This window comes from Streptomyces sp. NPDC101165 (assembly GCF_044768135.1).
Classification (GTDB): domain Bacteria; phylum Actinomycetota; class Actinomycetes; order Streptomycetales; family Streptomycetaceae; genus Streptomyces.
Genome location: NZ_JBIWPG010000002.1, coordinates 505,998 through 530,774 on the forward strand (window position 1 = coordinate 505,998; position 24,777 = coordinate 530,774).

The window sequence follows — 24,777 nt, forward strand, 5'->3', positions numbered from 1 at the left end:
GAGCGAGCCGGCCCTGCCCGAGCCCGCCTCCTCCCGCCCCGCCCCGCCCGGCGCGCCGCGTCCGGCGACGACGACGAGGCGCAGGCGTACGAGTGCGTGTACCCGGACATGGTGCCGACGGCGGCCACGGCGATCACCTCCGCCGTCCTCCTCGGCTACTTCGTGGCCTCGGCGGTCCTCGCCCTCTCCTTCGAGCCGGGCCCCGGACGGACGGCCGCGAGCGCGGCCTGGCTCGTGGGCGCCTGCGCCCTCCAGGTCGCCCAGTCGTTCCACTGGCGCCTGCCGTGGTCGGCGTGGTGGGCCGGATGGCCGCGGTACGCGGCGCTCGCACTGCAGGCGGCGTTCCAGGTCGTCCCGTCCCTGCTGTTCGGGATCGAGTGGCTGGGGCTGCCCGGCTTCGTCGCGGGCTCCGCCCTCCTCGTGCTGCCCGCTGCCGCCGCCTGGCCGGTGGCCGCCGGCGTCGTCGCGAGCAGCACGCTCACGCTCTACCTCGTCGGCAACGCCACCCAGGACATCATCTACCTGTCCGCCTACGACGTGATCTGCGCACTGGTCGTCTTCGGCCTGTCCCGCATGGCCCAGCTCGCCTTCGAACTGCACTGGTCGCGCGCCGAGATCGCCCGGCTCGCCGTGATCACCGAACGCCTCCGCTTCGCCCGTGACCTGCACGACCTGCTCGGGTTCAGCCTCTCCGCGATCACCCTCAAGTGCGAACTGGTCCGCAGGCTGGCCGAGGACAAGCCGGTGCAGGCCCAGCGGGAACTCACCGAGGTGCTCCAGATCGTCCGGCAGGCGCTGGCCGATGTACGGACCGTGGCGGGCGGCACCCACCGGATGAGCCTGAGCGCGGAGGCCGAGAGCGCGGTGACCATGCTGGCCGGCGTGGGCATCCAGGCACAGGTTCGGCTCGACTGCGGTGAGCTGCCCGGCGACGTCGACACCGTCCTCGCGACCCTGCTGCGGGAGGGGATGACCAACGTCCTGCGGCACAGCCAGGCCAAGCGGTGCCTGATCACCGCCGAACGCGTGGCGGGGGCGGTACGGCTCTCGCTGGTCAACGACGGGGTGCACGGCTCCGGAGAGCCCGCGCTCGACTCCCGTGGCGGCGGGAGCGGCATCGGGAACCTGTCGACGCGCGTGACGGCGGTCGGCGGCTCCCTCTCGGCGGGACCGCGTACGGACGGCTGGTTCGAACTGGCGGCAGAGGTGGAGCTCGCGCCGGCGGGTTAGCGGCGCACCGGGGCGCCGGCCCGGCCCGGCGCCCCTACAGGGCTCGCAGCCAGCCCGCCTCGCGGGCGATGCGGATCGCGTCCACCCGGTTGCGGGCGTTGAGCTTGCTGACGGCCGAGGTCAGGTAGTTGCGCACGGTCCCGGAGGACAGGTGGAGCCGCGAGGCGATGTGGGACGGCTCATGACCTTCCGCCGCGAGTTGCAGGACCTCCTGCTCCCGCCCGGTGAGCGGGGACGGCCCGGAGTCCAGCGTGGCGAGGGCCAGTTGGGGGTCGATGACCCGCTCGCCCGCGGCGACCTTGCGGATCGCGTCGCACAGCGCGTCGGGGTCGGAGTCCTTCGGCAGGAAGCCGGAGACGTGGGCCGCCAGGGCCCGCCGCAGGTTCCCGGGTCTGCCCAGGCTGGTGAGGATCAGGGTGCGGCACTCCGGCACGGATTCGTGCAGCGAGGCCGCGGCGGTGATGCCGTCGGTGCCGGGGAGGTCGATGTCGAGAACGGCGACGTCCGGTCGCAGCGCGAGGGCGGTCGGCACGATGTCGGAGCCGGACGACAGCTCCGCCACGATCTCCAGTCCCGCTTCCAGCTGGATCAGCGAGACCAGCGCCTTGCGCAGCATGTGCATGTCCTCGGCTATGAGAACTCGTACCACTCATGCCCCCCGTGTCTCAGTTGAATCAGACTCGGCCAAGTATGCCGCACACACTGATCGATACGGATGGCCGGAATCGGTTGTGCTGCGACACGCCCTTTCACGACCTCTCCACCGAAGCTCCAGTGGTTCTCCGGCACTTCTCCGGCCTGCCCTTTCATCCTCCCTGCCACCCCGGCCGCCGACCGGCCGGAGTGAAGGGAGAGGCGACCGAGATGAACGGATACCGCGGCTTGAAAGGTGTGCTCTGACATGGCTCGATGGAAGCGTCCCGGCCACTGGCGCCGCCGGCTCGGCCGCTGGCTGCGACCGGTGGGACACGCCCTCATGGTCCACGGCGGCGTCGATCTGTACCTCGCGGCGGCGGACAGCACCAGGGCCCGGCTCCACGGCCTCGACGACGGCTTCCGGCTCACGGTCGCCGTCGACGCCGACGGCCCGCCGCCCGGCCACCCGGAACGACTGCGCCCCGACCTCCCGCTCAGCTCGCAGGAGATGAACCTCCTGCACGATCTGCTCGACGGGGCGCAGCGGTTCCGCCGATGACCGGACCAGGGCCGACCAGCACGATCGATCGTCAAGTGTTCGTCAAGGACCGGCGCGCAGAGTAGGAGTGGACAGGCATTCGCACCGGCGCAGGGGGAGCAGGGTATGACAGCGGCGACGAGCTTCACACGCGCACTGGCAGAGCGGTTCTCCGCGAGTGCCGGGGACACCGCTCTGCTCTGCCTGGACGAAACCGGCCGGGCCACCGCCCACGACTACCGCGAACTGGACGCCCGGGCCCGCACCGTGGCCGCCGCGCTGCGCGGGCGCCGGGCCGCGGGCGTCCCGGTCCTGGTCGCCACCGGCAGCGGCCCGGACACGGTGGCGGCCCTGCTCGGCTGCCTGTACGCGGGGGCCGTCGCGGTCCCCGTACCCCCACCGGACGCCTCGCGGGCCGCCGCCGAACGCACCGCCGCCATCGCCGCGGAGACCGACGCGCCCCTGCTGCTCACCCACTCCGCGCACGCCCCGGAGTTCTCCCGCCGGCTCGCCGACGCCGGACGCTCCGCGGTCGTGTGCCTCGCGGTCGACCACCTGCCGGCCGCCGTCGCCGACGGGGAGCCACCCGCGCCCGGCCCCGGGGACACCGCCCTCATCCAGTACACCTCCGGCAGCACGGCCGCTCCGCGCGGCGTCCGCGTCACGCACGCCAACCTGCTCGCCGTCATGCGGGCGCTCCAGGACGCCCTGCGCACGGACCGGACCGCCCGCATCGGCGGCTGGCTGCCGCTCCACCACGACCTGGGCCTCATCGGCCAGCTCCTGCACCCCCTCTGGCTCGGCGCCACCGCGGTCCTCATGCCCCAGAGCCTGTTCGCCGCCGACCCGCTGCGCTGGCTGCGCGAGGTCGCCCGGCACGGCGTCACCGTCACCGCCGCCCCCGACTCGGCGTACGCCCGCTGCCTGGCCGCCGTCACCGACGCCGACCTCGCGGAGCTCGACCTCGGCCGGCTGACCGTCGCCGTCAACGCGTCCGAGCCCGTCTCGGCCGTCACCCAGGACGCCTTCGCACGCCGCTTCGCCGCCGCGGGCCTGCGCACCGGCGCACTGGTCGCGGGCTACGGCCTCGCCGAGGCGACCCTGCTGGTCAGCGTCGGCGGCCCGGGCCCGGCGCGGACCACCACCGTCGGCGCCGCCGCACTGGACCACGGCAAGCTCACCCCTCCCGTCCCGGGCCGTCCGGTGCGCACGGTCGTCGGCTGCGGCCGCCCGGCCCCGGACACCGTGCGCATCGTCGATCCGGACACCTCCGCGGTCCTCACGGACGGAACGGTCGGGGAGATCTGGGTCCGCGGCGCGGCGGTCACGGCCGGATACTGGCGCCGCCCCACGGAGACCGCCGCCGCCTTCGACGCGGTCACCGCCCGCGGCGAACACGGCTTCCTGCGCACCGGCGACCTCGGTGCCCTGTCCGACGGCGAGCTGTACGTCACCGGCCGCATCAAGGACGCCCTCCTGATCGACGGCCGGACCCTGCACCCCCAGGAGGCCGAACGTCAACTGGCGCGCACCGGCGCCCCGTTCGGCTCGGCCGTCGTGCTCGCCGCTCCTGCCGAACGGGAGGAGATCGTGGCCATCCAGGAGGTCCACGGCACCGGCTGGAGCACCCGTCAGCTGGCCGACCTGGCCGACCGGGTGCGGGGCAGGCTGCACGGCGAGTTCGGCGCCGACCCCGGCCGGGTGGTCCTGGTCCGCCCCGGCACCGTCCGCCGCACGACCAGCGGCAAGGTCCGCCGCTCCCTGATGCGCGACCTGTACCTGCGCGGCGAGTTGAGGCCGCTGTACGCCCGCGCGGCGGAGGGAGGGCTCAGCCCGTGACCGTGGAACTCCGTGAGCGGGACGACGTCCGCCACCGGGCCGCCCGCCTCGAACGCCGGCTCGGAGACCCCGGCGACCCCGCCAACCCCCTCGGCTTCCGGGCCCTCCTCACCGCCGACGACGCCTGCGAACTCCTCCCGGGCGCGGAGGCGTTGCTCGACGACGAGGGGTTCGGCGCGGAGCTGGTCCCGGTCGCGCTCGGCGGCCGGCTGCACGACGCCGAGAGCCTCGTCCACGTGCTGCGCCCCGTCTTCCGCCGCGACGTGGCCCTCGGCTTCGGGTACGGCATCACCTCGCTGTTCGCGGCGGCCCCGGTCTTCGCCGCCGGATCGCCGGCCCAACGCGCCCACGTGGCACGGCTGCTGGCGTCCGGCGGCCGGGCCACGATCGTGCACCGCTCCCTCGCGCACGGCACCGCGATGCTCCGCGGCGAGGTCGACGCGCTGCCCGACGGCGACGGCTACCTGCTGCGCGGCCGCAAGGACGTCGTCGTCAACGCAGACCGCGCGGGCGCGGTCGTCGCCTACGTCCGGACCGATCCCGCGCCCGGCCCGGCCGCCCACTCGGTGCTGCTGCTCGACCCCGACGCCCTGCGCGGCGACGGGCTCAGACTGCTCGGCCGCCGCCCCACCACCGGCATGCGCGGCTGCCGCTTCGCCGGATACGAGTTCGAGGACTGCCGGGTCTCCGGCGCCGCCCTGGTCGGCGCGGAGGGCGCCGGCGTACGCCTCGCCCTGCGTACCTTCCAGCTCAACCGCACCCTCATCACCGGCGCGGTGATCGCCTCCGTGGACACCGTGCTGCGCTCGGCGCTGCGCACCGCCCTCGCCGACGGCGCCCTCGGCCGACGGCAGCGCGGCGTCCTTGCGGGCGTGTTCGCGGACCTCCTGGCGAGCGACAGCTGCGCCACCGCCGTACTCCGCGCCCTGTCCCTGCTCCCGGACAGCGCCCATCTGGCCGCAGCCGGACTCAAGTACCTCGTGCCCGACCTGCTCCGCGACGATCTCGAGGAGCTGGCCACCGTGCTCGGCGCCGGCGGCTACAGCCGTGACACCGACCAGGGCATGCTCTCCAAACTGCTGCGCGACCTGCCCGCCGCCGGTCTCGGCCACGCCGGCACCGCCTCCTGCCAGGCCGTCGTCATCCCCCAGCTGCCCCTGCTCGCCCGCACCTCCTGGGGCGTCGAACCCGAGCCCACCGACGCCCTCTTCGCCCCCGGCGCCCGGGTCCCCGCCCTCGACCTCACCGCCCTCCAGGTGGCCGGCGGCGGCGACTTCCTGGCCGCAGCGCTCGGCGCCGGCGCCGACCGCCTCGCCGGGGACACCGCCCCGGGCCCGTACGGCACGGTCCTGCGCACCATGGCCACCGCCTTCCGGGACGCCTTGCGGGAGCTGCGGGACGACTGCCGCGCCGTGGAGCCGGGCGACCGGGCGGCCCTCACCGGCCCCGCCATGGCCGCACGCGCCGACCGCCACGCGGTGCTCTGCGTGGTCGGAGCCGCCCTCGCCACCTGGGAACGGCACACCGAGGGCTTCCTCGCCGACCCGGCCTGGCTCGTCCTGGCGCTGCACCGGCTGGGCCGCCGGCTCGGCCTCACCCTGCCATCCCTCCCCGCGGACTGCGTCGACCGCGTGATGGAGGAACTGCTGGCGCGCTTCGCCGCCGGCCGCGGTCTCGACCTCCACGACGCGCCCCTGGTGGAAGCAGGTACCCCGTGAACAGTCCCGCCGTCGCGGCGCCCCTCCACATGCCCGGGCCGGACAGCCCGTGGAGCCGGGTCAGGCAGTCCATGGCCTGGCACGGCCACGTCGTCGTCCACGCGTCGTGGCGCGGCTGGCTGCCCGCCACCCTGGCCGACCCCCGGCTGCGCCCGGTGCTCGGCGCCCGCGACTGGCAGCGGCTGCACGCCCTGACCGACCCGCAGGCCCGCGACCGCTTCGCGGCCTCCCGGCTGCTGCTGAAGCACACGGCCGGAGCCGTCCTGCAGACCCCGCCGGACGCGGTGGAACTCGCGTCCAAGGCGGGCGGACGTCCGTATCTGCGGGGCTGCGACCAGATCGAGGTGAGCCTCAGCCACACCGGCGACCTGCTGGTGGTGGGCCTGAACCGGCGCGGCCGGATCGGCGTCGACACCGAGCGGGGCGACCGCCGCATCCAGTACTCGGCGGTCGAGCGCCATGTGTGCACCCCGGCCGAGCGCCGCCGCCTGGCCGCCCTCCCCGAGGAGGAGCAGCAGCGCGACCTCCTGCGCACCTGGGTCTTGAAGGAGGCCTACACCAAGGCACTCGGGCAGGGCATGCGGATGGGTTTCACCCAGTTCGGCTTCGACCCGGACCACCGCGCGCTGCTCACCCCGACGGGCACCCCGGCCTCGCACGGCGAGTGGTCCTTCGGCACCTTCGCGCTGGACGGCGGCCATCTGATCGGCGTGGCCTGCCACGACGCGGGCTACGGCGACGAGGGCGACACGGCGGTCTCCACCATGCTCGACGAGGGATTCCTCGGCGAGGTCGTCGACCTGGTCGGCCGGACCTCCCGCTGAGCACGGGCGCGCGGGCCCACCGGGGCCGTGCCGCGCGTGCCGGACAATGAATCCCGTGAGCGATGTGAGACATGTGCTGGTCCTGCCCGACCGCGAGGCCGCGGACGAGGCGGCGGAGGCACTGGGGGCGCGGTTCGGCCTCGACGAGGAACCGCGGATCGTGCGGGACGCGCTGGCGGGGGAGGACGACGCCGAGGACGCCCAGTGGTTGGTGGTGCTGACGGACGAGGAGGAGCGCCTCGACGCGGCGGAGCTGGACTCCTTCGCGGGGGAGTGGGACGGCTGGCGGGAGGAGCCGTGATCCGGCGGCGCGGACGCGTTGTCGGTGCCGCGTGGGATGCTGTCGGTGATGGCCAAGAAGACCGCTGACGACGACCTCCTCGCCCCCGTCACCCTGGCGGTGGGCCAGGAGGAGCTGCTGCTCGACCGTGCCGTGCGGGAGGTGGTGGCCGCCGCGCGGGCCGCGGACGCCGACACCGATGTGCGGGACCTGACGTCGGACCAGTTGCAGCCCGGCACGCTCGCCGAGCTGACCAGTCCCTCGCTCTTCGCCGAGCGCAAGGTCGTGGTCGTACGCAACGCCCAGGACCTCTCGGCCGACACGGTCAAGGACGTGAAGGCGTACCTGGGAGCGCCCGCGGAGGAGATCACCCTCGTGCTGCTGCATGCGGGCGGCGCGAAGGGCAAGGGGCTGCTGGACGCCGCGCGCAAGGTCGGGGCGCGGGAGGTGGCCTGCCCGAAGATGACCAAGCCGGCGGACCGGCTGGCGTTCGTGCGGGGCGAGTTCCGGGGGTTCGGGCGGTCGGCCACGCCCGAGGCATGCCAGGCGCTGGTCGACGCGATCGGCAGCGACCTGCGCGAGCTGGCCTCGGCGGTGGCGCAGCTCGTCGCCGACGTCGAGGGGACGATCGACGAGGCCGTCGTCGGGCGGTACTACAAGGGGCGGGCCGAGGCGTCCAGCTTCACGGTCGCCGACCGGGCGGTGGAGGGGCGTACGGCGGAGGCACTGGAGGCGCTGCGGTGGTCGCTGGCCACCGGGGTGGCCCCGGTGATGATCACCAGCGCGCTGGCCCAGGGGGTGCGGGCGATCGGGAAGCTGTCGTCGGCGCGCGGCGGCCGGCCCGCCGACCTCGCCCGTGAGCTGGGCATGCCGCCGTGGAAGATCGACCGCGTGCGCCAGCAGATGCGGGGCTGGACGCCGGACGGGGTGGCCGTGGCGCTGCAGGCGGTCGCCGAGGCCGACGCGGGCGTGAAGGGCGGCGGTGACGACCCCGAGTACGCGCTGGAGAAGGCGGTCGTGACGATCGCCCGGGCCGCGCGGTCCAGAGGACGGAGCTGAGCCTTAGGGCCTGAGCCTTAGGGCGTGAGCGGTGATCCAGTCGCCCGGTGGTCGTCGGCGAGGAGAATCGGAGCTGTCAGCCGTACATCGCCGAAGCACTGGAAGGTGGCGATCGCCATGGCTGAACATCCGCACGCAGCCCTGGTCCGTAAGGGGTACGACGCCTTCTTCCGAGTCGACATGAACGCCCTGCGGGAGCTGATGACGGCGGACGTGACCTATCACGCGCCCGGCAGTCATCCGCTCTCCGGCGACTTCAAGGGCCGGGACGCCGTGATCAAGATGTACGGCAAGCTCTTCCAGGACAGTGGCGGCAGTCTGCGTGTCCAGCTGCGCGACGTGTTCGTCGACGGGCGGGGGCATGTCGTGGCCCTGCACCACGTCACCGCGGAGCGCGGGGACAGGCGCTACGGGGAGGACGGATGCCTCGTCTTCAGGATCGTCGGGGACAAGATCACCGACATCGACGAGTGCGTACCGGACCTCGACAAGGACAACGCCTTCTGGTCGTGACGCGAAGGCCCGGGGCGGCCATGCCGAAGGCCCCGCCGCCCACCCTGGGGAAGGGAGGGCACCGGGGCCTCGGACCAAGCTGGCGAGCCCGTTCCCGCGTGGCGAACGCAGGCCGCGAACAGGCTCTGGGGTGCCGGACGGGAGCGGATGAGAGAGGGCCCGCTCTGGGTCCTTCCGGCGGTCAGATCAGAAGGGAGTCTCAGCCCTTGAGGGACGTGACCTTGGAAGCAAGCGCCGACTTCTTGTTGGCGGCCTGGTTCTTGTGGATGACGCCCTTCGAGACGGCCTTGTCGAGCGCACGCGCGGCAGCGCGCTGCAGCTCGGTGGCCTTCTCGACGTCACCCGCGGCAGCGGCCTCACGGGCCTTGCGGATCGCGGTCTTCAGGGAGGACTTGACGGCCTTGTTGCGCAGCCGAGCCTTCTCGTTGGTCTTGATCCGCTTGATCTGGGACTTGATGTTCGCCACGAAGGAGCCTTTTCAGGTTCTGGTGCGGGGCCGCTCGGGCCCGCACCGGTGATCCAAAAATTTTCTGTTCGTGCCTCGCGCTGAGAGGGCATGAGGCACAGCCATCTACAGTACCAGTGGCCCTCCGGGCGGCCCAAAACGGTCCCCGGTCCCTTCGCGTGGGACCATGGAGACTACGTATCGATCCGACCCGAGGCATAAGGCGCCTCAAGAGACAGGACCCTGCGTGCCCGCGACCCCTAACCATGTGCCCGAGCCGAGCCGTACCGCCCCGGCTCTGATCCGCAATTTCTGCATCATCGCGCACATCGACCACGGCAAGTCCACACTCGCCGACCGGATGCTCCAGCTGACCGGTGTGGTCGAGCAGCGGCAGATGCGTGCTCAGTACCTCGACCGGATGGACATCGAGCGCGAGCGCGGCATCACGATCAAGTCCCAGGCGGTGCGTCTGCCCTGGGCCCCGACCGAGGGCCCCGACCAGGGCACGACGCACATCCTCAACATGATCGACACCCCGGGGCACGTCGACTTCACCTATGAGGTCTCGCGGTCGCTGGCCGCCTGCGAGGGGACCATCCTCCTCGTCGACGCCGCCCAGGGCATCGAGGCGCAGACCCTCGCCAACCTCTACCTGGCGATGGAGAACGACCTCACGATCATCCCCGTGCTGAACAAGATCGACCTGCCGGCCGCGCAGCCGGAGAAGTTCGCCGAGGAGCTGGCGAACCTGGTCGGCTGCGACCCGTCGGACGTGCTGAAGGTCTCCGCCAAGACCGGCCTCGGCGTCGACGCGCTGCTGAACAAGGTCGTCAAGGAGATCCCGGCGCCGGTCGGGGTCGCCGACGCGCCGGCCCGCGCGATGATCTTCGACTCGGTCTACGACTCCTACCGCGGTGTCGTGACCTACGTCCGTGTCATCGACGGCCAGCTCAACAAGCGCGAGCGCATCAGGATGATGTCGACCGGCGCCACCCACGAGCTGCTGGAGATCGGCGTCAGCTCGCCCGAGATGCTGCCGGCGGACGGTCTGGGCGTCGGTGAGGTGGGCTACCTCATCACCGGTGTGAAGGACGTGCGCCAGTCCAAGGTCGGTGACACCGTCACCAGCCAGGCCAAGGGCGCCACCGAGGCGCTCGGCGGCTACAAGGACCCGAAGCCGATGGTCTTCTCGGGTCTGTATCCGCTCGACGGCTCCGACTACCCGGAGCTGCGCGAGGCCCTCGACAAGCTGCAGCTCAACGACGCCGCGCTGGTCTACGAGCCGGAGACCTCCGCGGCCCTCGGCTTCGGCTTCCGCGTCGGCTTCCTCGGCCTGCTGCACCTGGACGTGATCCGGGAGCGGCTGGAGCGCGAGTTCGGTCTCGACCTGATCGCCACCGCGCCCAACGTGGTCTACCGCGTGGTGATGGAGGACGACAGCGAGCACATCGTCACCAACCCGAGCGAGTTCCCCGAGGGGAAGATCGGCGAGGTGTACGAACCGGTCGTGCGCGCCACCATCCTGTCGCCCACCGAGTTCATCGGCTCGATCATGGAGCTGTGCCAGACCCGGCGCGGCACCCTGCTCGGCATGGACTACCTCTCCGAGGACCGGGTCGAGATCCGCTACACCCTCCCGCTCGCGGAGATCGTCTTCGACTTCTTCGACCAGCTGAAGTCCAAGACCCGCGGCTACGCGTCCCTCGACTACGAGCCCACCGGCGAGCAGACCTCCAGCCTGGTCAAGGTCGACATCCTGCTGCACGGCGACAAGGTGGACGCCTTCTCGGCGATCACCCACAAGGACGCCGCGTACGCGTACGGGGTGCGGCTCGTCGCCAAGCTGCGCGAGCTCATCCCGCGGCAGGCCTTCGAGGTGCCGATCCAGGCCGCCATCGGCTCCCGGGTCATCGCCCGCGAGACCATCCGCGCCATCCGCAAGGACGTCCTCGCCAAGTGCTACGGCGGTGACATCTCCCGTAAGCGGAAGCTGCTGGAGAAGCAGAAGGAAGGCAAGAAGCGGATGAAGATGGTGGGTTCCGTGGAGGTTCCGCAGGAGGCCTTCATCGCGGTCCTGTCCAGCGATGACAGCGCGGGGTCGGGCAAGGGCAAGAAGTAACCAACGGTAACAGCGGACTGTGTCCGCAAACCGGGCACAACAGGGGCTCGTCGTGCGAAAGCACGGCGGGCCCCTACGCGTGCGTAGCGTCGCTCTGCGTGGAAAGTGACAGGCCGATGCCCCTTACGCAGCGGCCGGTCGCCCCTTACGCTGATCCCTGCTCGATAGTTACTCGCGAGTTAAACAACAAGCCCGAACCCCACCGTGAGTTAACCCAGCCGCACCTGAGCCAGCCGCACTGTCGCGGGCCCCGGAGGATGTCGTGACCGACACACAGACCCTGATCGAGAACCGTCCGCCGTCCGTCGCGGCCCTCTTCCTGGAGCGCGTGGCGGCCACACCGGACGCCGAGGCCTACCGCTACCCGGTCGTGCCCGCCTCCGGTCAGGGCCCCGACGACTGGAAGTCGCTGAGCTGGGCCGAGGCGGCACAGCGGGTGTATGCGATCGCGGCCGGGCTCATCGAACTGGGTCTGCAGCCCGAGCAGCGGGTGGCGCTCGCCTCCTCGACCCGTGTCGAGTGGATCCTCGCCGACCTCGGCATCATGTGCGCGGGCGGCGCCACCACGACCGTCTACCCGCAGACCAACGCCGACGAGTCCGCGTTCATCCTCTCCGACTCCGAGAGCCGGGTGCTGATCGCCGAGGACGCGGCGCAGGTCGCCAAGGCGGTGGAGAAGCGGGCCGAGCTGCCCGCGCTGACCAAGGTCGTCGTCATCGACCCGGCCGGCGTCGAGACCGATGAGTGGGTCATCACCCTCACCGATCTTGAGCAGCGCGGTGCCGCCTATCTGGAGAAGCACCCCGAGCTGATCAAGGAGCGGGTCGGCGCGATCACCAAGGACCAGCTCGCCACCCTCATCTACACCTCCGGCACCACCGGCCGCCCCAAGGGCGTGCGCCTGCCGCACGACAACTGGGCGTACATGGCGAAGGCCATCGCCGCGACCGGCCTGATCAGCGGCGAGGACGTGCAGTACCTGTGGCTGCCGCTCGCCCACGTCTTCGGCAAGGTCCTCACCTCCGGCCAGATCGAGGTCGGCCACGTCACCGCCGTCGACGGCCGTGTCGACAAGATCATCGAGAACCTTCCGGTGGTGCAGCCGACCTACATGGCGGCCGTGCCGCGCATCTTCGAGAAGGTCTACAACGGCGTCGCCGCCAAGGCCCGCGCGGGCGGCGGGGCCAAGTACAAGATCTTCCAGTGGGCCGCCGAGGTCGCCCGCGAGTACGCCAAGGTCTCGCAGGACAACTTCCGCCGCACCGGCAGTCACGCCGTGCCGTTCGGGCTCGGCGCCAAGCACAAGGCCGCCGACGCCCTCGTCTACTCCAAGCTGCGGGAGGCCTTCGGCGGCCGGCTGCGCGCCTGTGTCTCGGGCGCCTCCGCACTTTCCCCGGAGATCGGCTACTTCTTCGCCGGCGCCGGCATCCACATCCTGGAGGGCTACGGCCTCACCGAGACCTCCGCGGCCTCCTTCGTCAACCCGGGTGAGGCCTACCGCACCGGCACCGTCGGCAAGCCGGTGCCCGGCTGCGAGGTGCGCATCGCGGACGACGGCGAGATCCTGCTGCGCGGCCCCGGCATCATGGACGGCTACCACCAGCAGCCCGAGAAGACCGCCGAGGTGCTGGAGAGCGACGGCTGGTTCCACACCGGCGACATCGGCGAACTGTCGCCCGACGGCTACCTGCGCATCACCGACCGCAAGAAGGACCTCATCAAGACCTCCGGCGGCAAGTACGTCGCCCCGGCCGAGGTCGAGGGCCAGTTCAAGGCGGTGTGCCCGTACGTCTCCAACATCCTGGTGCACGGCGCCGACCGGAACTACTGCACCGCCCTCATCGCCCTCGACGAGATCGCCGTCCTGCAGTGGGCCAAGGAGAACGGTCTGGAGGGCAAGTCGTACGCCGAGATCGTCGCGGCCCCGCAGACGGTCGAGATGGTCGACGGCTACGTCAAGCAGCTCAACGAGGGCCTGCAGCGCTGGCAGACCATCAAGAAGTTCCGGCTGCTGCCGCGCGACCTGGACGTCGAGCACGGCGAGATCACCCCGAGCCTGAAGCTGAAGCGGCCGGTGGTCGAGCGGACGTACAAGGCCCTGATCGACGAGATGTACTCGGGCACCCGCGAGGCGTGAGACAACCGTCCGGCCCCGGAAGGCACTTCGCCTTCCGGGGCCGACGTGTGCCCGGAACAGGCGGAAAGGGCGCGAGTGTCAGACTCGCCCCCTAGGATGCACACAATCCCTCCATATGTGGGTTCCGCCAGTTCAGCGAGGTGAGCGTGCCCGTGTCCGCCGCGACGCCCGACGACGTGGTCCGTCACGTCTTCCGCTACCTCGCGGAGGTCGGCGAAAGCCGCACCAGGCCGGTACGCACCCACGACGACGCCCGGCACCAGATGTGGTTCGCCGATCTGCCCGAGCAGTTCGCCTGCTTCCTCACCGAAGCCGTCCCCGGCGACACCCCGTTGTGGCTGCGGGCCGACCGGCCCGTACGGCACGACCTGCCCGCCCCGCCCCTGCCCCTCGCCCACTGGCTGGACGGACGGGAGATCCGCGACTCCGAGCGGGAGGAGCCGCCCGCACCCCGGACCGAGGCGGACATCCCGGCCGACGAGGTGTCGGCGGGCGGCAGTTCACGCACCGGGCACCGCACGGTCGCCCTCGCCGACCACCCCCACCGCGACGTCGTGCACGAGCAGTACGCCACCTGGTCGCGCCAGTGGGAGAAGTGGGCGGCCCGCGACCGCGCCACGAAACCGGTCGTCCGCGCCTACGACCGCCTCTACCGCCTGTGCGTGGACGCCTCCGAACTCGGCGAGAGCTTCGAACTCGTCGTCGGCTTCGGTCATCTGACCTGGTGCGCCCAGAGCGAGCCGATCCGCCGGCACCTCGTCACCTGCCGGGCCGTCATCGCCATCGACCCCGACACCGGGGCCATCACCGTCGGACCCGACCCCGAGCACGGCAGCCCGGTCCTCGAGGAGTCCATGCTCGACGCCGGACAGAAGGCGCGCGCCGAGATCCGCACCCGGGTCCGGCAGGAGCTGGAAGCCGCCGGCGACACCACCGACGCGATGCTCGCCGACCAGCTGCACCGCGCGCTCAGGACCTGGACCATCGCCGCCCACGAAGCGGGCCGCTACGACCCCTCACCCGTCCGGCACCGCGCGACGGGAGACCCCGCCGTACCGGTCGTCGGCTTCGCGCCCGTGCTGCTGCTCAGGGAGCGCACCCGGCGCAGCATGCTCGAAGCGCTGCGCGGTGTCGCCCTGCACATCGAGCAGGGCGCCGAACCCACCGCGCTGCTCCGCGCCGTCGCCGGAGCCGGCGGCGACCGCCCGCTGGGCGACCCCGAGCCCGGCTCTCCGGAGGCCCGCGGCGCCCGGTCCGAGCTGTACTTCGCCCTGCCCTCCAACGACGAGCAGCGCACCATCGCCGAGCGGCTGCGCGACCGCGACCTGGTCGTGGTGCAGGGGCCTCCCGGCACCGGCAAGACCCACACCATCGCCAACCTGGTCACCGACCTGCTCGCCCACGGCAACCGCGTCCTGATCACCAGCCACACGGCCCGCGCCCTGAAGGTCCTGCGGGACAAACTCCCCGCCGGCATCCGCGAACTGTGCGTCAGCCGCACCGACGACGGAGCCGGGCAGCAGGAACTGGAACAGTCGGTCAAGGCCATCCTCGACCGGCAGGGTGACTTCTCCGCGCGTGCCTACCGCCGCCGCATCCAGGAGCACGAGGAGCGCCTCAGGTCCGCGCGCTCCGCACAGGCGCTCGCCCTCAAGTCCCTGCGGGCCCTGAGGGAGCAGGAGACCTACCGTCACCCGGCCGAGATCGGCGACTACGAGGGCACCCTGACCCGCATCGCCGAACGCCTCGCCGCCGAGCGCCTGCGGTACGAGTGGCTCGGCGCCGTCCCCGCCGAGGCGCCCACGCTCGCCCCCGAGGCTCTGACGGACCTGCGTCGCACGGCCCTCGCCTTCACCGACCGGCACCGCGCCCTCGCGGCCACGGTCACCGCCGCGCTGCCCGATCCGGGACGCCTGCCCACCGGACCCGCGTTCGCCGAGGCGGTCGAGACCGTCCGCGAGGCGGAGGCCGACCTCGCCGCGCTCCGCCAGGACGGCTCCGCCTCGCGCCTGGACGACGCGGTGTCCACCCTGACCGTCGAGCAGCAGGACCAGCTGGCAGCGGCCCTGGACCGGTTCACGGCGGCCGCCGCCGCGGCGGCCACCCTGCCCGCCGACTGGGCCGCAGCACTGCGCCGCGAGGTCATGGCCGGGCAGGACCTCGGAACCCGCGACCGGCACACACGTACCGCGGCGGCCCTGACCGCGGCCGAGGAGGCGGCAGCGGCCCTCGGCTTCACCCTGGTCAGCGGCCTGGAGTCGTACGACGTGCCGACGGCGCTGGGGCTGGCCACCTCCCTGCGCGACGCTCTCGCCGCCGGCGAGAAGCTGCGCGGCCCGCTCGGCCTGAAGACCCGGCTGCGCAAGGCGGTCGGCGACTTCCCCGAGACGGCGCGGGTCGACGGCCGCACCTCCGAGACGGAGGCCGCCGCCTGGGCCGTGGTGCACCGCATCACCCTGGAACGGCACCTGCAGGACATCGAGCAGGAGTGGGGCGAGGGCGCCAAGGCCTGGCAGAGCGTCAACCGGCGCATGACCCGGCTGCGCCAGGACATCCACACCCTCTCCGCACTCACGGTTCTCGCCGACCTGCGCCAGGACGTGACGCGCGGGGCGGCGCCCGCACCGGGGCTCGCGGGAGTCGACTGGGGGAACGAGGAGCGGGTGCACACCGTCCGCGCCGTACTCCGCGCCCGCGCCGCCCGCCACGCCGCCGACCCCGCCCGCGCGCTGCTCGCCGACGCGCTCGACGTGCTCCGGGCCGCCGCCCACCAGCGGGGTGCGACGGCGTCCGTGGAGCGGGCGCGCGCGGCGGCCGAGGCCCGTGACGCCGCCGCCTACGGCGCCGCGGTCGGCGAGCTGGACGACCTGCGCGCGGCACTGGACCGCAAGCAGGCCTGCGACGACGCCTACCGGGTGGTCGAGGCCGAACTCCCCGACATCGCGGATGCGTTGGAGTCGGCGCCGGACGATCCCGCCTGGGACACGCGCCTGCCGGAGTTGGCGGCCGCCTGGGCCTGGTCGGCCTGGCACGCCCGGATGACGGACCTCACGGACCCCGAGGCCGAGGCACGGCAACTGCGCCTGCTCGCCGAGGCGGACGCCGACATCCGTATCGGCCTGGAGCGGCTGGCGGCCGACAAGGCCTGGTTCAACTGTCTGTCCAGGCTCACCGACGACCAGGCCGTGGCCCTCACCTCGTACCAGCAGAACGTCCGCAGGCTCGGCAAGGGCACCGGCAAGTACGCGGCCACCTACCGCAGGCAGGCGCGGGAGAGCCTCCGGGCCAGCCAGGAGGCCGTACCCGCCTGGATCATGCCGCTCCACCAGGTGACCGAGACCGTCCCCATGGACCGGGCCGGCCGCTTCGACGTGGTGATCATCGACGAGGCGAGCCAGTCCGGGCCCGAGGCGCTGCTGCTCGCCTGGCTCGGCGCGAAGGTCGTGGTCGTCGGTGACGACCAGCAGGTCAGCCCGGCCCAGGTCGGCGTCGACCACGACGAGCAGTTCGCCCTCCAGCGACGGCTGCTCGGCGAGCTGCCCCCCGCCCGCCGCAACCTGTTCACGCCGACCGCCAGCCTCTTCGACATCGCCTCGGGGCTCGCCGGCGGCCGCGGCCGGCTGATGCTCCAGGAGCACTTCCGCTGCATGCCGGAGATCATCGGCTTCTCCAACGAGCTCTGCTACGGCGGCCGGCTGCAGCCCCTGCGGCAGTACGGCGCCGACCGGCTGCCGCCACTGCGCGCGGTCCACGTGGCCGACGGCTGGGTGGAGGGCAGCGGGCAGAAGCAGGTCAACCGGCCCGAGGCCGAGCGGCTGGTGGACGCCGTCGCCCGGTGTGTCGCGGACCCCGCCTACGCCGGACGCAGCATGGGCGTGATCACTCTGCTCGGTGCCGGGCAGAAGTTCCTCATCGAGGATCTGCTGGCCGACCGGATCCCGCTCGACGAGCGGCAGCGGCGGCGGCTGCGCGTGGGCAACGCCGAGGAGTTCCAGGGGGACGAGCGCGACGTCGTCTTCATCGGCACGGTCGCCTCGCTCGCCGGTCCCGACGGGCCGCGCCGCATCGGCCCCTACAGCAGCGCCCTGAACCGGCAGCACCTCAACGTGGCCGCCTCCCGGGCCCGCGACCAGGTGTGGCTCTTCCACAGTGTGACGCTCACGGAGTGGGGCGAGACCGACCTGCGGCGCGCCTACCTGGACTGGTTCTCCCGGCCGGCCGAGGAGCAGGACGGCGCGGGGCTCGGCGAGGTCCGCCCGGACGTGCCGCACGAGGCGTTCGACAGCCTCTTCGAGCAGCGGGTGTACCTGGCTCTGCGGGCCCGGGGCTACCGGGTGCGGCCCCAGTACCCGGCCGGCCGCTACCGCATCGACCTCGTCGTCGAGGGCGGAACCCGGCGCCTGGCCGTGGAGTGCGACGGCGACGCCTTCCACAACGAGGAGAACGCGGACGCGGACGCGGCACGCCAGCGTGAACTGGAGCGGGTCGGCTGGACGTTCGTCCGCATCCGCGGCAGCCGCTTCTTCCTCGACCCGGAGAAGGCCCTCGAGCCCCTCTGGGCGGAGCTGGACCGGCTGGGCATCGAACGGGCGACGGCCGACGCCGGGAGGAAGCATCGACCGTCCGCCCCGGCTGCGGCTGCGGCTGCGGCTCAGGCCACTCCTCCGGCCGCGGCCAAGGCCGAACCCCGGCCCCGGGCTGCCGAACCCCGGCCCCGCACTGCCGTACGTCAGCCCCGCGCATCCGTACCGCAGCCCCGCCCGGCGGAACCGCCGACCACCCCGGCCGTACCGCGCATCACTCCGCCCGCACCGCGCATCACGCCACCCACACCGCAAGCCGGGCCTGCCGCACCACAAGCCACGCCCGCCGAACCCGAGTTGGTCTCCGTGGCCCGTCTCGACCGCGACGAAGTCAACTCGGCCCAGCACGCGTTCAGTCTGCGTTCGACCGTTGCCGGTTCCGCTCGCTTCGTCAGCGATGCCGGGGTCCCGGGCTTTCCGGGCGCAGATGCCGTGGAAGTCCTGCGCGGTGGGCGGCCCGTCGCACGGGTGGCCCATGTCGAGGTGCAGGCGATGATCCGGGCCGCGATCGCCCGCGTCGACGTACCCGTCCTCGGGGACGACGGCCAGGTCGGCGTGGCCCGCTACCACGCGCCCGGCAGCCCCGAGGCCGCCCACGGTCGGACGACGGAGCTGCTCCGCGTGGACCGACGGCCGACCGGAACCGGAGCGGCGGACCGGCGGCCCGTGGCCCGGAACGCGCCCGGCCGGACGGCGGCCGAGCACACGCTGCCCGCCCTGCCGCGGCAGCCCGTGCGGACCACCGAGACGGCCGCCGTCACCCAGACCACTCCCCCTTATGAGCGAACGTTGCCGCGCCTTCGGGTCGACCGGATCAGTCTCGGCGCCCACCGGCGCGTGCAGCGGGAACTCGAGCGGGTGCAGGACGTGCTCGACCTGCCGTTGCCCGAGGTGGTGGCCGTCGACTCCTCCTCCCGCAAGGCCCAGCTGGCCGACCACGAGAAGCGGCGCGAGGCGCTGAAGGAACGGCGGAGCTTCCTGCGGGCCCTGCTCGACCAGGTCGTCCCCGACCCGTCCTGCACGGGCGGTGCCGTCGTCGTGCCGGGATGCCTCGTCGGCGTGGAGGACCTGGACGAACCGGGGATCACGACGTACGAAATAGCGTTGATCGCCGGCGACGAGGCGGAGCGGCTCAGCCCCGACTCGGCCCTGGGCAAGGCACTGCTGTGGCGCGAGGTGGGGGACGAGGTGACCTGGCGGACCGAACGCGGCACGACGCTGTGCGTGCACATCCGGTACATCGAGGACTGAGCCGAAGCCACGGCAGGAACGAACCGAGGTCACGGCAGGACCGGGCCGAGGATGCGCGGATGCTCGAATTCCGCACATTTTCCGACCGTGTTCGAGCACACCCGTAGCACAGTTCTCACGGGTGCCTGTCCACTTCGGTAACTCAGCGCATAGGCGTGGGGCCCCTCTGTCACCCTGGCCGCATGGACATGGCGGCCATACCGACGCAGCGGGAGAGCGAGAGTGACGACTGTGGGGCACAGGGACTCGCCCACCTGCCCGGCAGTCCCCTCGCGCCCGGCTCCGCCCGTGCCCTGGTGCGGGCCGCCTTCGCCGACTGGTCCGACCGTGGGCTCGTCGACCCGGAGAGATCCGCACGGCTGGCCGACGACGCCATGGCCGTCGTCAGCGAACTCGTCACCAACGCCGTCGTCCACGCGGGCACGGAGGTGGAGGTCGACTGGCGCCTGGAGGAGTCCGGCGCGTTCGTGGTGGAAGTGCGCGACCACCACCCGGCGCGCGCGCCGCGCGACCCAGCGCGCGGCGAGGCGCCGTACGACACCCCCGAGCACGGGCGCGGCCTGCGCCTGGTCGCCACCCTCGCCGAGTCCTGGGGCGTCACCTACCGCACCGGCACCAAGACGGTGTGGGCGCGGCTGTCCGCCGACGGCAGGGAGGACCCGGACGGGCCCGCCCCGGCCCACACCCTGGCGGCCGCCGAGGCCCTCGCCCCGCAGCCGCAGCGCCCCGGAGCCGACCGGGACTGGCTCGGCCGGGGCGCGCTGTCCTTCCTCGCCGAGGCCTCCGACCTGCTCGCCGGGCAGCTGGACGAGAACCTGGTCACGGCCCTCACCGGGCAGCTGATCGTGCCCCGGCTCGCCGACTGGTGCGCCGTGTGGCTGGAGGACGAGGCGACCGTGCGTGGCGGCGACGGCGGCGCGCCCACGCGTGTCTGGCACGCCAGCGAGAACCGCATCGAGGAGCTGTCCCGTGCCCTGGAGAAGGATCCGCCCTGCCCGCGGGACGGGACGGGGATCCCCTCGCTGGAGCAGAGCCGGGAGTGGGGGAGGTCCGGCCCGGAGCCGTATCCCTGGCCCGGCGACGCGCTCGGCCCGCAGGACGCCCACGGCGCGGCGCTGGCGTACCGGCTGATCGCGGGCGGCCGCCCGCTGGGCACCCTGGTGATCGGGCGGTGCGGGCTGCTGTGCTTCCCCGACGAGGTCACCGGGCTCGTCGAGGATCTCGCCCGCCGGGTCGCCCTGGCCATCGGCGCCGCCCGCCAGTACGCCCGGCAGGCCACCATCAGCGCCGTCCTGCAGCGCGGCCTGCTGCCCGGCGCGGTCGCCGAGATCCCCGGAGTGAGCAGCGCGCTCGTCTACGAGCCCTGCGACAAGGGCGGCCCCAGCGGCGACTTCTACGACCTGTTCCCGGCGGGCGACGGCCGCTGGTGCTTCGCCGTCGGCGACGTACAGGGCAAGGGCCCCGAGGCGGCCGTCGTGATCGGACTCGCCCGCCCCTGGCTGCGGCTGCTCGCCCGCGAGGGCTACCGGGTCGCCGACGTCCTCGACCGCCTCAACCAGCTCCTCCTGGACGACGCCACCGAGGCCGCCGACGCGGCAGCCCGCGCGCTGGTCGCCGGCGGAGCCCGGCCCGTGGCCCCCGGGGACGGCCCGCAGACCCGTTTCCTGTCCCTTCTGTACGGCGAGCTGACCCCGCACGACGGCGGCGTCCGCTGCACCCTGGCCTCCGCCGGACACCCCCTGCCGCTGCTGCTGCGCCCCGACGGCGACGTGCGCACCGCCGCCCGCCCGCAGACCCTGCTGGGCGTCGTGGAGGACGAGACCTACACCAGCGAGACCATCGAGCTGGGCCCCGGCGACAGCCTGCTGTGCGTGACCGACGGGGTGACCGAGCGCCGTTCCGGCTCCCGACAGTTCGACGACGGCGACGGGCTCGCCCGGGCCCTGTCCGGCTGTGCGGGCCTGAGCGCCGACCTGATCGCGGACAGGATCCGTCGTCTGGTGCACGACTTCGGCGGCGGTCTGCCGGAGGACGACCTGGCCCTGCTGGTCCTCCAGGCGGAGTAACCGGCGCCGTACGGGACAATGGAGGACATGCCTTCCGCACTCCCCGACGGCGAGCCGGTCCCCGACGACGGCGCGCTGCCCGCCGCCGCGCTCACCGGCGCCGCCGACCGACCCCTCGGGTTCTATCTGCACGTCCCGTACTGCGCGACCCGCTGCGGCTACTGCGACTTCAACACGTACACCGCGACCGAGCTGCGCGGCACCGGCGGAGTGCTCGCCTCCCGGGACAACTACGCGGACACCCTGACCGACGAGATCCGCCTGGCCCGCAAGGTGCTCGGCGACGACCCGCGCGAGGTCCGTACGGTCTTCGTCGGCGGCGGCACGCCGACCCTGCTGGCCGCCGACGACCTGGTACGGATGCTGGGCGCGATCCGCGACGAGTTCGGTCTCGCGCCGGACGCGGAGATCACGACGGAGGCGAACCCGGAATCGGTCGACCCGGCCTACCTCGCCACCCTGCGCGAGGGGGGCTTCAACCGGATCTCCTTCGGCATGCAGAGCGCGAAGCAGCACGTGCTGCGCGTGCTCGACCGTACGCACACCCCGGGCCGTCCCGAGGCATGCGTGGCGGAGGCGCGGGCGGCGGGCTTCGAGCACGTCAACCTGGACCTGATCTACGGCACGCCGGGGGAGTCGGACGACGACTGGCGGGCCTCGCTGGAAGCGGCGCTGGGGGCGGGGCCCGACCACATCAGCGCGTACGCGCTGATCGTCGAGGAGGGCACCCAGCTGGCGCGAAGGATCCGCCGGGGCGAGGTCCCCATGACGGACGACGACGTCCACGCCGATCGCTATCTGATCGCCGAGGAGATGCTGTCCGCGGCCGGCTTCGACTGGTACGAGGTCTCCAACTGGGCCACCTCGGAGGCGGCCCGCTGCCTGCACAACGAGCTGTACTGGCGGGGTGCGGACTGGTGGGGCGCCGGGCCGGGGGCGCACTCGCACGTGGGCGGGGTGCGCTGGTGGAACGTCAAGCACCCGGGCGCGTACGCGGCGGCGCTGGCATCGGGCCGCTCACCGGGCGCGGGCCGGGAACTGCTGTCCGACGAGGACCGCCGGGTGGAGCGCGTCCTGCTGGAGCTGCGGCTGCGGGAGGGGGCGCCGCTGTCGCTGCTGAAGCCGGAGGGGCTCGCGGCTGCCCGACGTGCCCTGGCGGACGACCTGCTGCAGTCCGGCCCGTACGAGGAGGGGCGAGCGGTGCTGACGCTGCGCGGGCGACTGCTGGCGGACGCGGTGGTGCGGGATCTGGTCGACTGATCGTCGGGCTGGGTACAGTTCCCGGCCATGATCTCTGACAGACGGCCGGATCCGGACGCCACCGTGGTGCGGTACGGGTTGCGGTGGCTGCTGTGGACGCTGCCGCTGGTGGTGCTGCTCGGCGGGGTGGGCGTGCTCGGCCTGCTGGTCCTGATCGACCAGGGATTCCACGTCGTCGCCCTGGTCTGCCTGCTCGGCCTGGTCTGGTCCGGGTTCGCGCTGCGCACGGTGCTGCGGTGGCGCGGACTGGTCACGGCCCTCGACGCGAACGGGTTCTGGGTCCTGCGGCACGGGAAGGCCGTGCTGATCCCCTGGGACTCGCTGGCCGGGGTCGGCCTCCACTGGACGCGCGTCGGCCGGAGGCTGGTCCACACGGTGGAGCTGTGCCCCCGCGGTGACATCGACCGTGACGACCCGTTGCTCCGCGAGTTCGTCCGCGACACGGCGCCGCTGCGCGAGGGGCTGCCCCGGCTGCGCTACCGCTTGGACGTACGGCACTTCTTCAGCGTGTACGACCGCGCGCTCCGCCGCTGGGCTCCGCCCGAGCTGTGGTTCGGGCGCGTCGAACAGCCCGGCTCCTACCTCAGGCAGCCGGCCGCCGCCGGGCTCACCCGGCAGGAGCCGTGACGAAGTCGATCAGCTCCTCCACCCGCCCCAACAGCTCCGGCTCCAGATCCTTGTAAGAGCCCACCCGCGCCAGAATCGCCTGCCACACCGCCCCCGTGTTGTCCGACGGCCAGCCCAGCGCCCGGCACACGCCCGTCTTCCAGTCCTCCCCGCGCGGCACCCGGGGCCAGCCGCGAATCCCCAGGGACGACGGCTTCACGGCCTCCCAGATGTCGATGTACGGGTGCCCGACGACCAGCGCGTGCTCGCTCGTCACCGACTCGGCGATGCGCCACTCCTTCGTGCCCGGGACGAGGTGGTCCACGAGCACGCCCAGCCGCGCGTCCGGCCCCGGCCCGAACTCCGCCACGATCGCCGGCAGGTCGTCCACGCCTTCCAGGTACTCCACGACCACTCCCTCGATGCGCAGGTCGTCGCCCCACACCCTCTCGACCAGTTCGGCGTCGTGCCGGCCCTCGACGTAGATGCGGCCGGCCCGGGCCACACGCGCGCGTGCGCCGGGGACGGCCACCGAACCGGACGCCGTACGGGTGGGCCGTACCGGACCCGAGGCGGGCCGCACCAGGGTGACCACCCTGCCCTCCAGCAGGAAGCCGCGCGGCTCCAGCGGGAACACCCGGTGCTTGCCGAAGCGGTCCTCCAGCGTCACCGTGCCCGCCTCGCAGCGGATCACCGCGCCGCAGAAACCGGTGCCGGGCTCCTCGACCACCAGGCCGGGCTCCGCCGGGACCTCCGGCACCGGCTTGGGCTTCTTCCAGGGCGGGGTCAGGTCCGGGGAGTACATACGAGGGCGCGGGCCCGAAGGGCCCTCGTTGGAAGGGCGATGGCGGGAGACGGGTGGGCGCATTCGGATGACGATAGGAGAAGCCGCCGACCTGCACTCACGACACGCCGAATCGCGCTGCCAGCTCGTCGCGTTGCCGTCGTACGAACGCCGCGTCGACCACCGCACCGTGACCGGGGACGTACAGCGCGTCCTCGCCGCCGAGGGTGAGCAGCCGGTCCAGGGCGTCGGGCCAGCGGGACGGTACGGCGTCCGGGCCCGCCTGGGGCTCACCGGACTCCTCCACCAGATCGCCGCAGAAGACGATCTCGGTGGCGCCGGAGACCGAGCCGGGGACGAGGACCGCGAGATCGTGGGCCGTGTGGCCGGGGCCCACGTTGGCCAGCAGCACCTGCCGGCCGTCGCCGAGGTCCAGCGTCCACTCGCCCGAGACCAGGTGGCGGGGAGACGTCAGGGCGGCGACGGACGCGTCCGCGTCCGCGGCCGGCAGTCCGTGCCGGACCGCGTCCCGGCGCAGCTCCTCGCGTTCGTACGCGAACACCGCGTCGACGCCCACCGCCGCATACGTCTGCGCCCCGGTGAAGGCGGCCGTGCCGAAGACGTGGTCGAAGTGGGGATGGGTGAGCGCGAGATGGGTCACACCGTGCCCCGCCAGCTGTTCCGCCCAGGCCCGCAGCCGCTCGCCCTCGGCCGGGCTCGACCCGGCGTCCACGACCAACGCAGTACCCGCCCCGAGAACCAGGCCCACGGTGCAGTCCCAGCCGGGCAGCCGGCACCGCCCCACCCCGGGCGCCAGCCGCTCCCACCCCAGCTCTTCCCAAGTCACCGTCATACCGCGACGCTAGCGGTACAAGCTGGTACGGCA

18 protein-coding genes are annotated in these 24,777 nt (G+C 73.0%); 14 read left to right on the forward strand and 4 right to left on the reverse strand.

Annotated elements, in window-relative coordinates:
• The first annotated feature begins 96 nt into the window (after nucleotides 1-96).
• Complete coding sequence (locus tag ACIRVH_RS05780; protein ID WP_403948493.1) at nucleotides 97-1,230, forward strand: sensor histidine kinase; 1,134 nt, start codon at nucleotides 97-99, stop codon at nucleotides 1,228-1,230.
• A 34-nt stretch (nucleotides 1,231-1,264) separates the two neighbouring features.
• Here the strand turns inward: ACIRVH_RS05780 and ACIRVH_RS05785 are convergent, their stop codons facing one another.
• A complete protein-coding gene (locus ACIRVH_RS05785; RefSeq protein WP_403948495.1) occupies nucleotides 1,265-1,879 on the reverse strand; it encodes a DNA-binding response regulator in 615 nt (204 codons plus the stop codon).
• Nucleotides 1,880-2,131: 252 nt separating this feature from the next.
• On the opposite strand from ACIRVH_RS05785, the gene ACIRVH_RS05790 reads away from it, so the two are divergent.
• The 7 genes from ACIRVH_RS05790 to ACIRVH_RS05820 all read left to right on the forward strand — a co-directional run bounded on the left by ACIRVH_RS05790 (nucleotide 2,132) and on the right by ACIRVH_RS05820 (nucleotide 8,637).
• On the forward strand, nucleotides 2,132-2,425 hold the full coding sequence (locus ACIRVH_RS05790) for a DUF6059 family protein (protein ID WP_403948496.1): 294 nt from the start codon (nucleotides 2,132-2,134) through the stop codon (nucleotides 2,423-2,425).
• Nucleotides 2,426-2,530: 105 nt separating this feature from the next.
• Nucleotides 2,531-4,243: an AMP-binding protein gene (locus ACIRVH_RS05795; protein ID WP_403948498.1), complete on the forward strand. Its 1,713-nt coding sequence runs from the start codon at nucleotides 2,531-2,533 to the stop codon at nucleotides 4,241-4,243.
• Nucleotides 4,240-5,961: an acyl-CoA dehydrogenase gene (locus ACIRVH_RS05800; RefSeq protein WP_403948499.1), complete on the forward strand. Its 1,722-nt coding sequence runs from the start codon at nucleotides 4,240-4,242 to the stop codon at nucleotides 5,959-5,961. Before ACIRVH_RS05795 ends, ACIRVH_RS05800 begins: the two co-directional genes overlap by 4 nt.
• Nucleotides 5,958-6,785: a 4'-phosphopantetheinyl transferase superfamily protein gene (locus tag ACIRVH_RS05805; protein WP_133921246.1), complete on the forward strand. Its 828-nt coding sequence runs from the start codon at nucleotides 5,958-5,960 to the stop codon at nucleotides 6,783-6,785. Before ACIRVH_RS05800 ends, ACIRVH_RS05805 begins: the two co-directional genes overlap by 4 nt.
• Nucleotides 6,786-6,840: 55 nt before the next feature.
• On the forward strand, nucleotides 6,841-7,086 hold the full coding sequence (locus tag ACIRVH_RS05810; RefSeq protein WP_403948500.1) for a hypothetical protein: 246 nt from the start codon (nucleotides 6,841-6,843) through the stop codon (nucleotides 7,084-7,086).
• A gap of 48 nt (nucleotides 7,087-7,134) precedes the next feature.
• Nucleotides 7,135-8,124: a DNA polymerase III subunit delta gene (gene holA / locus ACIRVH_RS05815; RefSeq protein ID WP_403948502.1), complete on the forward strand. Its 990-nt coding sequence runs from the start codon at nucleotides 7,135-7,137 to the stop codon at nucleotides 8,122-8,124.
• 117 nt (nucleotides 8,125-8,241) lie between these two features.
• Nucleotides 8,242-8,637 carry a nuclear transport factor 2 family protein gene (locus ACIRVH_RS05820; protein ID WP_403948504.1) on the forward strand — a complete coding sequence of 132 codons (396 nt, stop codon included), beginning with the start codon at nucleotides 8,242-8,244 and terminating at the stop codon, nucleotides 8,635-8,637.
• Nucleotides 8,638-8,836: 199 nt separating this feature from the next.
• Here ACIRVH_RS05820 and rpsT read toward each other — a convergent pair whose 3' ends face one another.
• Nucleotides 8,837-9,103 (reverse strand): 30S ribosomal protein S20, encoded by a 267-nt coding sequence (rpsT, locus tag ACIRVH_RS05825; RefSeq protein WP_067006864.1) that lies wholly within the window; start codon nucleotides 9,101-9,103, stop codon nucleotides 8,837-8,839.
• Between the two features lie 226 nt (nucleotides 9,104-9,329).
• On the opposite strand from rpsT, the gene lepA reads away from it, so the two are divergent.
• The 6 genes from lepA (at nucleotide 9,330) to ACIRVH_RS05855 (ending at nucleotide 23,128) form a co-directional block, all read left to right on the forward strand.
• On the forward strand, nucleotides 9,330-11,204 hold the full coding sequence (lepA, locus tag ACIRVH_RS05830; protein ID WP_403948506.1) for a translation elongation factor 4: 1,875 nt from the start codon (nucleotides 9,330-9,332) through the stop codon (nucleotides 11,202-11,204).
• Between the two features lie 262 nt (nucleotides 11,205-11,466).
• The gene (locus ACIRVH_RS05835; protein ID WP_403948507.1) at nucleotides 11,467-13,341 is read left to right on the forward strand and encodes an AMP-dependent synthetase/ligase; all 1,875 of its coding nucleotides are present in this window, start codon (nucleotides 11,467-11,469) and stop codon (nucleotides 13,339-13,341) included.
• A gap of 146 nt (nucleotides 13,342-13,487) precedes the next feature.
• Nucleotides 13,488-19,175: an AAA domain-containing protein gene (locus tag ACIRVH_RS05840; protein ID WP_403948508.1), complete on the forward strand. Its 5,688-nt coding sequence runs from the start codon at nucleotides 13,488-13,490 to the stop codon at nucleotides 19,173-19,175.
• 188 nt (nucleotides 19,176-19,363) lie between these two features.
• Entirely contained in the window at nucleotides 19,364-21,241 is a 1,878-nt protein-coding gene (locus tag ACIRVH_RS05845; RefSeq protein ID WP_403948752.1) for a SpoIIE family protein phosphatase, read from the forward strand.
• A 27-nt stretch (nucleotides 21,242-21,268) separates the two neighbouring features.
• Nucleotides 21,269-22,501 (forward strand): radical SAM family heme chaperone HemW, encoded by a 1,233-nt coding sequence (hemW, locus tag ACIRVH_RS05850; RefSeq protein ID WP_403948510.1) that lies wholly within the window; start codon nucleotides 21,269-21,271, stop codon nucleotides 22,499-22,501.
• A gap of 27 nt (nucleotides 22,502-22,528) precedes the next feature.
• A complete protein-coding gene (locus ACIRVH_RS05855) occupies nucleotides 22,529-23,128 on the forward strand; it encodes a hypothetical protein (RefSeq protein ID WP_403948512.1) in 600 nt (199 codons plus the stop codon).
• Here the strand turns inward: ACIRVH_RS05855 and ACIRVH_RS05860 are convergent.
• On the reverse strand, nucleotides 23,109-23,975 hold the full coding sequence (locus ACIRVH_RS05860) for a DUF3097 domain-containing protein (protein ID WP_403948513.1): 867 nt from the start codon (nucleotides 23,973-23,975) through the stop codon (nucleotides 23,109-23,111). The genes ACIRVH_RS05855 and ACIRVH_RS05860 overlap by 20 nt on opposite strands.
• 34 nt (nucleotides 23,976-24,009) lie before the next feature.
• Nucleotides 24,010-24,744: an MBL fold metallo-hydrolase gene (locus ACIRVH_RS05865; RefSeq protein WP_403948515.1), complete on the reverse strand. Its 735-nt coding sequence runs from the start codon at nucleotides 24,742-24,744 to the stop codon at nucleotides 24,010-24,012.
• Nucleotides 24,745-24,777: the final 33 nt, after the last annotated feature.